This window comes from Mesorhizobium sp. WSM4887 (genome assembly GCF_029625865.1).
Lineage (GTDB): Bacteria > Pseudomonadota > Alphaproteobacteria > Rhizobiales > Rhizobiaceae > Mesorhizobium.
Genome location: NZ_JARTVP010000001.1, coordinates 74025 through 87281, shown reverse-complemented (window position 1 = coordinate 87281; position 13257 = coordinate 74025). Strand labels below are relative to the sequence as shown.

11 protein-coding genes are annotated in these 13257 nt (G+C 62.2%); 7 read left to right on the top strand and 4 right to left on the bottom strand.

Annotation, left to right across the window (positions count from 1 at the left end; genetic code table 11):
* Position 1: 1 nt before the first annotated feature.
* Complete coding sequence (trpD, locus tag P9230_RS00375; RefSeq protein WP_067319924.1) at positions 2-1012, bottom strand: anthranilate phosphoribosyltransferase; 1011 nt, start codon at positions 1010-1012, stop codon at positions 2-4.
* Complete coding sequence (locus P9230_RS00370) at positions 1009-2901, bottom strand: SurA N-terminal domain-containing protein (protein ID WP_278116937.1); 1893 nt, start codon at positions 2899-2901, stop codon at positions 1009-1011. Before P9230_RS00370 ends, trpD begins: the two co-directional genes overlap by 4 nt.
* A 144-nt stretch (positions 2902-3045) precedes the next feature.
* Here P9230_RS00370 and tpiA point away from each other — a divergent pair, with 144 nt between their 5' ends.
* From tpiA to P9230_RS00345, 5 genes are all read left to right on the top strand, one after another.
* Positions 3046-3813 (top strand): triose-phosphate isomerase, encoded by a 768-nt coding sequence (gene tpiA, locus P9230_RS00365; protein WP_278116935.1) that lies wholly within the window; start codon positions 3046-3048, stop codon positions 3811-3813.
* Between the two features lie 161 nt (positions 3814-3974).
* The gene (gene secG, locus P9230_RS00360; protein ID WP_095825378.1) at positions 3975-4499 is read left to right on the top strand and encodes a preprotein translocase subunit SecG; all 525 of its coding nucleotides are present in this window, start codon (positions 3975-3977) and stop codon (positions 4497-4499) included.
* Positions 4500-4712: 213 nt separating this feature from the next.
* Positions 4713-5837 (top strand): L,D-transpeptidase, encoded by a 1125-nt coding sequence (locus P9230_RS00355; protein WP_278116933.1) that lies wholly within the window; start codon positions 4713-4715, stop codon positions 5835-5837.
* Positions 5838-6087: 250 nt separating this feature from the next.
* A complete protein-coding gene (locus P9230_RS00350; RefSeq protein WP_082953678.1) occupies positions 6088-7725 on the top strand; it encodes a CTP synthase in 1638 nt (545 codons plus the stop codon).
* A 17-nt stretch (positions 7726-7742) separates the two neighbouring features.
* Positions 7743-8282: a DUF1697 domain-containing protein gene (locus P9230_RS00345; RefSeq protein ID WP_067319938.1), complete on the top strand. Its 540-nt coding sequence runs from the start codon at positions 7743-7745 to the stop codon at positions 8280-8282.
* Positions 8283-8850: 568 nt separating this feature from the next.
* Here P9230_RS00345 and P9230_RS00340 read toward each other — a convergent pair.
* A complete protein-coding gene (locus P9230_RS00340; protein WP_095825380.1) occupies positions 8851-10104 on the bottom strand; it encodes a serine hydrolase domain-containing protein in 1254 nt (417 codons plus the stop codon).
* Positions 10105-10350: 246 nt separating this feature from the next.
* Here P9230_RS00340 and P9230_RS00335 point away from each other — a divergent pair, with 246 nt between their 5' ends.
* Positions 10351-10632, top strand: coding sequence for a hypothetical protein (locus P9230_RS00335; protein ID WP_127217328.1), 282 nt, complete (start codon positions 10351-10353; stop codon positions 10630-10632).
* A gap of 414 nt (positions 10633-11046) precedes the next feature.
* On the opposite strand, the gene P9230_RS00330 is transcribed toward P9230_RS00335, so the two are convergent.
* Positions 11047-12504 carry an NCS1 family nucleobase:cation symporter-1 gene (locus tag P9230_RS00330; protein ID WP_067319942.1) on the bottom strand — a complete coding sequence of 486 codons (1458 nt, stop codon included), beginning with the start codon at positions 12502-12504 and terminating at the stop codon, positions 11047-11049.
* A 295-nt stretch (positions 12505-12799) separates the two neighbouring features.
* Between P9230_RS00330 and P9230_RS00325 the strand changes: the two genes are divergently transcribed.
* Complete coding sequence (locus P9230_RS00325; protein ID WP_067319945.1) at positions 12800-13102, top strand: DUF982 domain-containing protein; 303 nt, start codon at positions 12800-12802, stop codon at positions 13100-13102.
* Positions 13103-13257 lie beyond the last annotated feature (155 nt).

The window sequence follows — 13257 nt, the reverse complement described above, 5'->3', positions numbered from 1 at the left end:
TCTAACCGTTCGAAATCTCGATGAGCTTGTCGAGCACCGCGAGCGCCCGGCCGCTGTCGATGGCCTGCGCTGCTGCCTCGATGCCATCGCCGAGCGTCGTCGCCTTGCCGGCCACCACCAGCCCGGCGCCGGCATTCATCAGCACGGTGTCGCGATAAGCGCCGGCAGCGCCGCCCAGCATATCGCGCAATGCCTTGGCATTGTAGGCCGCTTCGCCGCCGCGCAGATCCTCTTTGTTATGCCGCTTCAGTCCGACCGCTTCCGGAGTGAGGGTAAAGGTGCGGATCTCGCCGCCGGCGAGCTCTGCGACCTGCGTCTCGCCCGTGGTGGTGATCTCGTCATAACCGTCGCCGTGCACGATCCAGGCATGATCGGTACCCAGCGCCTTCAGCGTCTCAGCCACCGGCATGATCCATTCGGGCAGGAAGACGCCAACCATCTGCCGGCCGACGCCGGCTGGATTCGACAGCGGCCCGAGCAGATTGAAGATGGTGCGCGTGCCGAGCTCGCCCCGGACAGGACCGACATGCTTCATCGCCGGATGATGCGCTGGCGCGAACATGAAGCCGACGCCGGCCTCCTGGATGCAGCGGCCGATCGTCTCCGGTGCGATGTCGACCTTGACGCCGAGGGCCATCAGCACATCCGCCGCGCCGGTCAGCGAGGACAGGCCGCGATTGCCGTGCTTGGCCACCGGAACACCCGCGGCGGCGATGACGAATGCCGATCCGGTCGAAATGTTCACCGAGTGCGAATTGTCGCCGCCGGTGCCGACGATGTCGATGGCGCCGCGCGGGGCTTCGACGCGGAGCATCTTGGCGCGCATCGTGGCGACCGCGCCGGAGATCTCGCTCACGGCTTCGCCGCGCACGCGCAACGCCATCAGGAAGCCACCGATCTGCCCCGGCGTCGCGTCGCCCGACATGATGATGTCGAAGGCCTCGCGCGCTTCCTCGAAGGAGAGCGCGGTGCCGGTCGCGACCTTGGCGATATATGTCTTAAGCGCGCTCATCGTGTCTGTGCTTGGGAAACGGCGGCCGGATCGATACGAACGTCATATTGCAACTGCAGCTGCGCCACCAGCTGATCGAGCAGGTCGTCGGATATGCCGGCGCTGAAAGATTTCTGCGCGTCTTCCGGGACAGAGCTGCCATCGGCACCGGCAGGTTCGAAGACTTCGGCAACCTTGAACAGGATCTGACCGTCGCCGGTGGGCGAGGGGATCAGGCCCGTGCTGCCTTCGCCGACGCCGAACATGGCCGCCGCGCCCTCCTTGCCGAAATCGGCATCGTCGGCTTCGCGCTTCAGGCCGCGCTTGGTCTGCTTCTCGAGCTTAAGCTCGCCCGCGATCACGTCGAGCGTCGCACCGGCCTTGAGGCGCTTTTCCAACTCCCCGGCCTTGGCGGTGAGCCGCTTGTCGGTCTCGGCCGCGGTCCAGTCGGCCACCACCTTCTGGCGAACCTCGTCCAGCGTGCGGTCGCGCGCCGGCGTGATCGACTGGACTTCATAGAAAACGAAGCCGTTGGCGGCAGTGGTCAGGCCTTCATTCTCGGTGTTCGGCTCGGCCTCGAAGACGGCCTTGATGAGGTCCGCCGATTGCGGCAGGTCGTTGACGATCGTGCCGTCCGGCCGCTGGCCGGTGCGGTCGATGGCGTCGATGGTGACGACCTTGAGCTTTAGCTTGTCGGCCGCCTGGGCAAGCGAGGCACCGGAAGCGCGGGTGTCCTCGTAGCTGTCGTGGACGTCGAGCAGGACGCGGCTTGCCTCGCCGAGCGCAAGATCCTTGCGGATCTGGTCGGACACTTCCGAAAGCGGCTTCACCACCTGCGGCTTGATCTCGGTGACGCGCAAGAGCACCGGGCCGAAGGCGCCCTGAACCACCGGGCTGACCTCGTTGACGTTGAGCGAGAAGGCTGCGTCGGCCACCGCCTTGTCGGCGATCTTGTCCTTTGCCAGCGTGCCGAGCACGGTGTCGGCCTGCGTCTTGCCCTCTGCGGTGACGATCTTGTCGAAGGTGGCGCCGGCCTTCAGGGAGTCAAATGCCGCCTTGGCCGCGTCCGGCGTCTTGAACACCAGCTGTTCGATGGTGCGCATTTCGGGCGTCGTATAGCGCGCCTTGTTCTTGTTGTAGTCGTCAGCGACCTGCTGATCGGTGACCGCCGTCGGGTCCATGATGTCCTGCGGCTCAAGCCGGATATAGGAGAATTTGCGGTATTCCGGCGCGGCGTAGTTCTTCTTGTTGCCTTCGAAATAGGTTTTCAGCGCGCTGTCGGACGGCGCCTCGATCGGCTGGACGAGTGTCTTCGGCAGGACGAGATAGTCGATCGTGCGGTCCTCTCCGCGATAGAGCGCGACCGCCTTCAGGAAGGTCTGCGGCGCCTTGAGGCCGTCGGAAATCGCCTCGACGATCTGTTGGCGGACCGCCACCTGCGAGCGGTTCTTCAGATAGTCCTCGGGTCGCATGCCGATCTGGCTCAGCAGATATTCGAAGGTCCTGCGGTCGAACTGGCCGCCTGGACCCTTGAAGGCCGGATCCTCGCGCGTCAGCTCGGCCAGCCGGTCCTTGGAAAGGCCAAGCCCGAGCTTGCGAGCCTGCTCGTCGAGAACGGCGCCGGAGACGAGCTGCGCCAGGACCTGGTTGTCGAGGCCGAGCAGCTTAGCCTGTTCATGCGTGATGCGCTGGCCATATTGCTGCGACAGCAGGTTGATCTGGCGATCGTAGGCGAGGCGGTATTCGTTGATCGAAACCGTGGTGCCGCCGGCGGTAATCACCGAATGATGGCCAGCCAAGCTTCCCGACAGGCGCCCGGAAATACCCCAGACGGCAAAGCTCACCACCAGCAAGGACAGCAAAGCTTTCGCGACCCAGGTGCCCGCCGCGCTTCTCAAAATACCAAGCATGCCCACTTCCGATCTTTGCGCATTTTCGCATGCGCCGACTCTGAAACAAGCGCAATAGCGTCCTTCCGGCCCACTGTCGATTGCTTTGTGGCCCGATTTTGGTAGTGAGGGCGCTGCCTTATGTTGCCTGGAGAACTCGACGCCATGACCCCTGGAATCCGTCCGCTCGTTGCCGGCAACTGGAAAATGAACGGCACCAGCGCCTCGCTCAACGAGTTGAGGATGATCGGCAACGGCTTCATGAGCGGCCTCGATGCGGAGACGGAAGCCCTGGTCTGCGTTCCGGCCACCTTGCTTCACCAGGCCGCAGAGATCCTTTCGCGGACACCGGTTCGCGCCGGCGGCGAGGATTGCCACCCCAAGGAGAGCGGCGCCTATACGGGTGAGATTTCGGCCGAGATGCTGAAGGATGCCGGCGCAAGCCATGTCATCGTCGGCCACTCCGAGCGGCGCGAGCAATGCGGCGATGACGATGCGATCGTCAATGCCAAGGCTTCGGCCGCCTGGCGGGCAGGGCTGGTGGCCATCATCTGCATCGGCGAGACGCGCGCCGAGCGTGAAGCCGCCGCGACGCTCGATGTCCTGTCGCGGCAGCTCGACGGTTCCGTGCCGGCGAGCGCCACCGCCGCCAACACCATCATCGCTTACGAGCCCGTCTGGGCCATCGGCACCGGCCTGACGCCGACCGCGGCCGACGTCGCCGAGGCGCATGCCCATATCCGTGGCAAGCTGACGGCGCTGCTCGGCGATGCCGCGGCCAGAATGCGCATTCTCTATGGCGGTTCGGTCAAGCCGTCCAATGCTGTGGAGCTGCTCGGCGTCGAGAATGTCGATGGCGCGCTGGTCGGCGGCGCAAGCCTGAAGGCGGCCGACTTCCTCGCCATTGCCGAAGCCTATATGCACATGTCATAGCCGCAGACGGCGGCAGGGGCGCGGCCCAAATCGTTGCAATGGCCGCATTGCTCCCCATATTCCCGGCCACGGGCTTGGAAATGCCGCCAAAGCATTGTAAGGAGCCGCCTCCAAATCACCGGTCGTATGCGCGGCCGCGCAAGGCCTCGCCAGGATAAATTATGGAAACGGTACTGATCGTCGTTCATCTTATGGTCGTGCTCGCCCTTGTCGGCGTGGTGCTGCTGCAGCGCTCCGAAGGCGGCGGTCTCGGCATTGGTGGCGGTTCCGGTTTCATGACGGCGCGGGGCGCAGCCAACGCGCTTACCCGCGCGACTGCGATCCTGGCCGCGGCTTTCTTCGTGACCTCGCTCGCGCTCTCCATCCTTGCCCGCTACGGTGAGAAGCCGATCGACATCCTCGACAGGGCACCGGCTTCGACCTCGGGCAATGCCGGCAAGGGCGTGCTCAACCAGTTGCCGGGCGCCACCGGTCCGGTGGGCAGCTCGCAGCCGGCGGCGCCGGCTGGCGGCACCGCGCCGGCCGCCCCGTCGGGCGGAACGACAACCACGACGCCGCTGTCGAATGGCGGCACCACCACGGCCCCGGCCACTGCTCCCGCAACACCGGCGCCCGCGAATCCGACCACGCCGCCGGCCGCGAACGGCGTTACCTTGCCGGTCACCCCGCAGGTTCCGAACCAGTAGCCGGACAAGCATTGCTGCCGCGATCTGTTGTTCTTTGAACACAGTCGCGGCAAATGCCGCTCGATCACGAAGATTCAACCAAATGTAACGCGTCGCTCAGCTTGAGGGCGCGCTGGCTAATCGATTATAGATTGCGCGCGGCACTTTTCGGCGTCCTTGGGGGGCGCCGGGCGACGCCGTTGGGCAACTAGCATAGAAAATCGGATCTTCGCCATGCAGCTTCGCAGCTTCATCCTTTTGGGATTCTGTGCCGTATTCGGCATGGGCTCCGCGGCCTTTGCCTCACCGGCAAACCTGGCCGCTTCGCCGTCGGTAGAGAAGACCGACGCAATTCCCGTCGCCGCCAAGAGCGACGCATCGCAGCTGAGGCTTCTCAAGAAGAAGAAAAACCCGACTCCGGACGACCTCGCGCAGATCGAAAAGCTCGAGGCCAAGATCGCTGCCGACAAGGAAGCGGCCAAGCAAAAGGCGCTCGAAGCCCGCAAGCTGGCAATGCGTGAGGCGGCCAAGGCCAAGGCGGATGCGGCGCGTCAGGAATGGCTCTCCAAAAAGGGTTCGGCCGCGCCGGCCGAAGTGGCTTATGCGAAGCCCGGGAAGAAGACCGTCAAGATCATCGAACCGCTCACGCCCGTGGCGCCGATCGCCTCGCTCCAGGCCGAGGAGCCAATCCCGGCCGAGGCGATGAACATCACGGCCACCGGCAACAACGGTGAGTTGCGAAGCGAACAACCCGGCCAGAAGCGGGCGAGCAGCGGCGGGCTGTTCGCGGGCCTGTTCGGCGGTTCCTCGGTGACCTCGATCAACTATCTGCCGGAGACCCGCGCGCTTGATTCGGCGCTCGCCAAGAAGGATGCCAAGAGGCCGTTCAAGGTGAAGCCGGAGTTCGTGCCGCAGGACGTCGCCTTCACCGGCTATGAGCCCGGGACGATCGTCATCGACACGACTGCTCGCCGCCTCTACCTCGTCGAATCGTTTTCCACCGCGCGCCGCTACGCCATCGCAGTCGGCCGTGAAGGCCTGCAGTTCAAGGGGACGGTGGCCGTCGGCGACAAGCAGGAATGGCCACGCTGGATCCCGACGCTCGACATGCAGAAGCGCGAGCCGAAGCACTATGGCCAGTACAAGGACGGCATGCCCGGTGGCGGCGAAAACCCGCTCGGCGCGCGCGCCATCTACCTCTATGACGGCAAGAAGGACACGCATCTGCGCATCCACGGCACCATTGCACCGCAGTCGATCGGAACCAGCGCTTCCAACGGCTGCTTCCGCATGATCAACGAGCACGTCATGGATCTCTACAGCCGCGTCAAGATCGGCACCAAGGTCGTTATTATCTAACGCGTTGAAGCAAACTGCCGAAAGGGCCGGCACCACCGGCCCTTTTTCTTTGATCAAAGCGCGTCGCGTTAAAAGACGCTGGTGCCGCGCTTTCGAGTTTCTGTTCTGATGCCTGCCGTTCTCCCAAAACCACTGCACAGTTTTGGGCGGCATGCTTCAGAGAAATGCCCATCCGGACACCAGCGCCATCTGGGAAAAAGCCTTCGCGGCGGTTTTTTCTCTGGCGGAATCAATCAGGCCGCGTTAAGCGATGACTCCCATGGCGCGATATGTATTCATCACAGGCGGCGTGGTTTCCTCACTCGGAAAAGGCATCGCTGCAGCGGCTCTTGGGGCTCTTCTGCAGGCGCGTGGCTATCGGGCGCGGATCAAGAAGCTCGATCCATACCTCAATGTCGACCCCGGAACGATGTCGCCGTATCAGCATGGCGAAGTGTTCGTGACCGACGACGGCGCCGAGACCGATCTCGATCTCGGCCATTATGAGCGTTTTACCGGCCGCTCGGCCAACCAGCAGGACAACATCACCACCGGCCGCATCTACAAGAACATCATCGAGCGCGAGCGGCGCGGCGACTATCTCGGCGCGACCGTGCAGGTGATCCCGCACGTCACCGACGAGATCAAGCATTTCGTCCTTGAAGGCAATGACGATTACGATTTTGTGCTGTGCGAGATCGGCGGCACTGTCGGCGACATCGAGGCGATGCCGTTCCTGGAGGCGATTCGCCAGCTCGGCAACGACCTGCCGCGCAACAACGCGGTCTATGTGCATCTCACCCTGATGCCGTACATCCCTACCGCCGGCGAATTGAAGACCAAGCCGACGCAGCATTCTGTCAAGGAATTGCGCGGCATCGGCATCGCGCCCGACATCCTTCTGGTACGCGCCGACCGGCCGATCCCCAAGGAAGAGCGCCGCAAGCTTTCGCTGTTCTGCAATGTGCGCGAGAGCGCCGTCATCCAGGCGCTCGACGTGCCGCACATCTACGACGTGCCGATGGCGTATCACAAGGAAGGGCTGGATTCCGAAGTGCTCGCCGCCTTCGGCATCGATCCGGCGCCGAAGCCGCGGATGGAGCCCTGGCAGGCGCTCTCCAGCCGCATCCACAATCCGGAAGGCGAGGTGACGATTGCCGTCGTCGGCAAATACACCGGCCTCAAGGACGCCTACAAATCGCTGATCGAGGCGCTGTCGCATGGCGGGCTTGCCAACCGCGTCAAGGTCAAGCTCGACTGGATCGAGAGCGAGATCTTCGAGAAGGAAGACCCGACGCCGTGGTTGGAGAAGGTGCACGGCATCCTCGTTCCCGGCGGTTTCGGCGAGCGCGGCTCCGAGGGCAAGATCCTGGCCGCGAAGTTCGCGCGCGAGCGCAAGGTGCCTTACTTCGGCATCTGCTTCGGCATGCAGATGGCCTGCATCGAGGCTGCGCGGTCGCTCGCCGGCGTCGAGCATGCCTCTTCTACCGAATTCGGCCCGACCGAGGAGCCGGTGGTCGGCCTGATGACGGAATGGCTGAAGGGCAACATGCTGGAGAAGCGCAGGGCTACCGGCGATCTCGGCGGCACCATGCGCCTCGGCGCTTATCAAGCCGACCTCGCCAAGGGGTCGAAGATCGCCGAGATCTACGGCGACACGCAGATCTCCGAGCGCCACCGGCACCGCTACGAGGTGAACATCGACTACAAGCAGCGGCTTGAGGATTGTGGCCTGGTCTTTGCCGGCATGTCGCCAGACGGGGTGCTGCCGGAGACGGTGGAATATCCCGACCATCCCTGGTTCATCGGCGTGCAGTACCACCCTGAACTGAAGAGCCGCCCGCTCGAGCCGCACCCGCTGTTTGCAAGCTTCATCGAAGCGGCGGTGGAGCAGTCGCGGCTGGTCTGAACGATCGGCCGGCGACCATGCGAACTTACGTCGCGCTGCTCTACAGCATCATCCTGGGCGAGGGGCGGCGCGTTGTCATGTCCGAGCTCAAGGCGATGGCCGAAGCCATCGGGCTGAAAAACGTCCGCACGCTGGTCGCCACGGGTAATCTGGTCTTCGAGGCGCGGACGGCCAGCGTTTCCGGTCTCGAACGGCGGCTGGAAAAGGCCTTCGAAGAGACTTTCGGCCGCCATGTTGACATCATCGTGCGCGGCGCAGAAGACTGGCTGAAGCTTGCTGCCGCCAATCCGTTCCCGGACGAATCGGCAAAAGCCGGCGATCAGGTCGCGGTGCGGGTGATGCGCCGGCCGGCGCCGGAAGAAGCCGCAGCGGCTCTTACAGCCTATGCCGCCGCGGACGAGAAGGTGCTGACGGTCGACGGCGATATTTGGGTCGTCTTTTCGCGCGAGCGGCCAAGCTCGCGGCTGCTCGCCGCAGCAAACCACAAGCGCATGGGGATCGGCACATCGCGCAACTGGAACACGGTGCGCAGACTGTCCGAGATGGTCGCCAAATAGGTTGAAATAAGGGTGGCTTTCGCCGCCCCGACTACTCAAGTCTCAACCCTCCGCGCCGGAGCAGGGCGAATCCGTTTCCTCGATCGTTCACCGAAATCTGAGGCAGGCGACCGTTCCGATGAAAGGCCGCTGAGAAACACCTGCACGCAATCTGGAGATGATTCTCGTTTCGAGAAGCTGGCGCAAAACGGGAGATTTGATAAGGTTTGCTCAAGTCTACATGTCAGGGGGCATCGTGAGTTTGTAAGTAAATCTCAGCCACGCTTACAAGTGCCTAGCACGACACGGGCGTGGATTACACCGAAGAAGAACTGGGCTCGGCCGGGGTAGGGATGGCAAGCTTCTTTCGGACAGCACCTCAATGCGGGGGCGATAGTCGCAATACCGTTCCAAGACAGCCAAGAGCTGGCCATACCGGCACGCGATTCCTGTTGCAACTCATCGGTTCATATTAGAGCGATGCCGGGAAAGCCCGACACAGAGTTCCGCCGTGCTTCAAACGAGGAGACGGAGCGGCTCACAACGGGTGAGCCGCTGCAAAATTGTCGAGCCGTCTCTTATCGGGCATTCAGTGGGGGTTGGGCGGCGTATACGGCTGGCCAAGAGCCTCTGAAACCGCAACAAATACACGCGTTGCAGGCGAAGAGCAGACCGTGTCGCGTGGATCGTCGGTCAGCGTCGGCTCCGCCTTGCAATCGCCGGAAGCAATGTCGCTGTTGGTCTGGACCACGGCGGCTATGTCCGCACCTGCCTTGTAAAACAAGGTCGTGTTGTAGCCTGGCAGTTCGCCCGTATGGCCCACCCAGCCGCCGATGCAACCGACGCCGATCCCGTAGCCGGCCGCGCCCGGGAAGGTCAGCCGCTCCTTCTGCGCAGCTGCCCCCAGCAAGCCGTTCCCGGTGCCCAGTGCCCGAGCATAAACCAGCAAATCGTCGATATTGGAAATCAGTTCCCCTGCAGTCCATCCCCAGGATGGGTTCCAGTTCGTCGCGTTGCTTGGTGCATCCGGCTTGGCAAAATCCCCCTGCAGGGTAAAGCCCTGAGCATAGGGCACCGGCATATCCACCGAGTCACCCGGCCAGGACGTGTTCTTGAGCTTCAGCGGATCAAAGATCTGCTCCTTGAAAACCTCGCCGACGGTCTTTCCAGTAACCTGCTCCATGACCATGCCGAGCAGGATAGTGTTGGTGTTCGAATAGTTGAACGAGGCTCCGGGCTCGAAGAGAGGCGATTCAGCCACGCCGATGGCCACCAGCTCCTTGGGCGTGAAGATCGTTTGAGGCTTGGAGAACAAGACATCTTGGAATTTTGCACTTTGGGTATAGCTCGCAATGCCGCTGGTCATATCGGCGAGCTGGCGGAGCGTGATCCGATCGCCATTGGGGATGCCGGGTACGTATTTCTGGATCTTGTCGTCAAGCGACAGCTTCCCAGCTTCGGCCAGCTGCATGATCGCTGTGCCGGTGAATGTCTTGGTAACTGAACCGATGCGCGTGTGCATCCCCACAGCCATGGGTGTGCCGGCGGAAGGGTCGGCCTTGCCATACGCCGCCTTCCATATTCCGGAAGGTGTCACCACGCCGACGATGACACCCGGTGCCGCCGTCTTGGGCAGCGCGGATCGAACCGCAGCGTCAAGCTTCGCGCTGAGCTTCGAGGGCAGCGGCGTTGCCTTGGCCGGAACCGACCCATCGGCAATCACTTTTTCGATGTTCGCAACGCATCGCGCGCTATCGGCTGCGAATGCATATTGGGAGGAAAAAGCAAACAGGGCGACGGAACCGATGCAGCGGACGATCAGACGAAACCCATTCTCTTCCATTGCCATTCTCCACATTTAGAAAAAGGTCGAACGAACATCATGGTGAGCAGTCAAGGATCGAAAAGTCGAGCGCAGGGCGTTTTGGAGCTCTTGGGGAGTGCACACCGCCGGCGTTGATTTGCGAGCGCAAGTTCGTATAAACGAACATTTTCAACCCGGACGGGAACTCGCCTCTCCAACCTGCGCCCTCCGCGTAAGCTCCGTTCCGAGGCAAAGATACGATAAGATAAGGTCCGGAGCCAAGGTTTGTCGCTGGGCGTGGAGCGCTTTGGCAGAACTCGCCTGGCCGGCGTTAGTGCCAGCAAAATGGTGCTCCGCGGCTTGGAGAATGGCGATGTTCGACTTCGAAAATATTGGTCCGAAGCGAAAAGCGGGAATCTTCCGAAAGTATCGGAGACTTCCACCGTTCCGGTGACACGAAGGCACGTGCTCGCAAGCTCAACCCTGCCGTTTCTCGTCGCCTTTGCCGGTGTTCGGCGGGCAGCGGGCGGATCGCAGGATCCGGTGTTTCAACTGACCAAAAGCTAAGTTCCTGATCGCAGGGTCGCGCTCCTTCAATGCGTGCTCGAGGACAAAGGGTTTTACTCTTCCGATGTTGATGGACTGTTTGGCCCGCACTGGGGACTACGAGGTCGGTCTATATGACAACGCGGATTTGGCAAGGTTGGCTATCGCGTCTTACTCCCACGAATTCGGTTCCTGATATCACGGACGACCAGCTTCTGGCGGGCTTTGCTGTTACGGACAGCTATATAGACTCAACAGGCAAGGACGTGGTCGCTGTCTCTCCTGAAGAAATGGATCCTACCATTACATCATTGAGCCCGAGGTCGAACTGCCCTGACGCAACTTTTTCGAGCGCAAGGACCCCGCATTGGCTGGCCCGAGATGGTAGGCAAGTGAGACGAAGCAAATGGGGCGGCTTTCGCCGCCCCGACTGTGTTAAGCCTTGGCCATGCGTGCGCCGGCGCCGAGCGCCATTGTGCGCAGCACATAGTAGACGGCGCCCGCGATCGCGACCCCGAAGAACCAGCCATAGACGCCCCACCAGGACGGCAGCCAGTTGGTGAAGTTGGGCAGGATCGAGGAGAAGATCGCGCCGATGCCGGCGGCGATGAAGGCGTTGACGTGCCAGCCGCCCTGGAAGCGAAACTCGCCATCTTCGCGGTAGAGCGCGTTGACGTCGACCTCGCCCTTACGGATCAGATAATAGTCGACCATCATCACGCCGAAGATCGGCCCCATCGTCGCGCCGATGATGTTGACGAAGGAGGCAGCGCTGCCTTCCCACGGCGCAAACGGATAGAGCACCAGCGCGATCAGCGCCGCGATATAGCCGCCCTTCTTGAAGTCGATCTGACGCGGGAAGACGTTGGAGAAGTCGAAGGCCGGCGAGACGAAGTTCGCCACGACGTTGATGCCCAGGGTCGCCACCGCGAAGGTCAGCGCGGCAAGCGCCGCCAGGAACCAGCTGTCGAATTTGGCCGAGATCTGGTCGGGGTGGAGCAGCACCTCGTGATAGACGTCGTAGGCGGCGATCGTGGTGACGCCGGCGACCAGCGAGAACAGGATCAGGTTGACCGGCAGGCCCCAGATGTTGCCCTTGCGCAGCGCCGCGTTGTTGGGCGCGTAGCGGGCGAAGTCGCAGAAGTTGAGGTAGAGCGCCGAAAAGTAGGTTACCCAGATTGCCGCCACCGCGAACAGCGCGGTCCACGAACCCGGCTCGCCTGGCACGCCGGCATCCTTGGTCTTGTCGAGCAGCACGTCCATCGGAATATCGCTGGTGAAGGCGAAGGTGCCCGACTTGACGCAGAGATAGATCGCCAGGATCAGCATCATCACCCAAACGGCGGGTCCGGCCCAGTCCTGGAAGCGCCGCACCGTTTCCATACCCTTCTGGATGATCAAAAGCTGCAGCGCCCATATGACGACGAAGCAGATCACCTCCAGGGTGGAATGGCCGAGCAGATGCGAGGTCCGGTTGAATTCGTCGAACCACTGCAGCCGCGTCAGCAGCGCGACGATTGCGCCCGACGCGGCGGCCGTCTGGGCGCCATACCAGAAGCAGGCGACGACGGCGCGCACCAGCGCCGGAATGTTGGCACCCCAGATGCCGAAGGAGGCGCGCGCAAGCACGGGGTAGGGAACGCCGGTCTTCACGCCGGCATAGCCGACAAGGTTCATCAGGAAGTAGATGATCAGCGAGCCGATGCCGATGGCGATGATGAAGTTGACGAAGCCGCCGCAGAACAGAAAAAGGCTCGCGGCGAGATAATAGCCCCAGAGGCTGTGGACGTCGGAAGTCCAGACGTTGAAGATTGAAAACGGCCCCCAGTTCCTGACTGTTGCCGGAGCCAGATCCTCGTTGTAGAGGTCCGGCGAAGCGCCTTGTATAGTCATTGCAACTGTCCCCTTTTGCAAAACGCGGCGTCCCCGCGTTAACTGGTGAGGGTAAGCCTGACGCTGGGGAACCTACAAGCAATCCATTTGCCGGCTTTGGCCTTAAAGTCATTCAATGAGAATCGCGCTTCTCGTCGCGCCAAAACAGGAATCCCCTTTACTTGAGTCGGCTTGCCAATCGCGCCCTGTCCGGTTCCGAACTTTTTCGACCAGCAACCAAAATTGTGTGGAACCAAACCCCTGGACATGCGTTTATGCGGGTTCGGCCGCTTTGCGGTCGACCGGGAGGATAGTGATGGATCGCTTGCATTTCTTTACCCCAGTGCGGATCGCGCGTGGGCAGGGATACCCCTTGGAGGAAGTCGACAGCGTCTCCGAAGCGATGGTGTTCCTGCGGAAGTGGCCAACGGGGAGGCGCGGCCCCGTTTATCAATGCGCCGTGAATTGCTGCTCGGCAGCTATGGCTGGCAAGATGTCGGCTGAGGAGGCGAGAAAGGCTTTTGTCGGCTTTGCCCGCATCACTCGGATTCTCGACGACGAGATGGCGCTGCCTCTGGGTGGCGTTTCGATGGACAATGTCTACGCTCTAAGGCGCTAGCACGTTCGAATCCTTCGGCAGCATGAGACGTGGGGCGGGGGCCGCCCGGGGGGGGGGGTTTTGTTGGTTAAGGGACCAGTTTGGTGGTTTTAAATATAACCGAAAAAGCGGGGGTTGGGGGGGTAACACCGGGGCCCCAATTTTTAGGGGAAAAT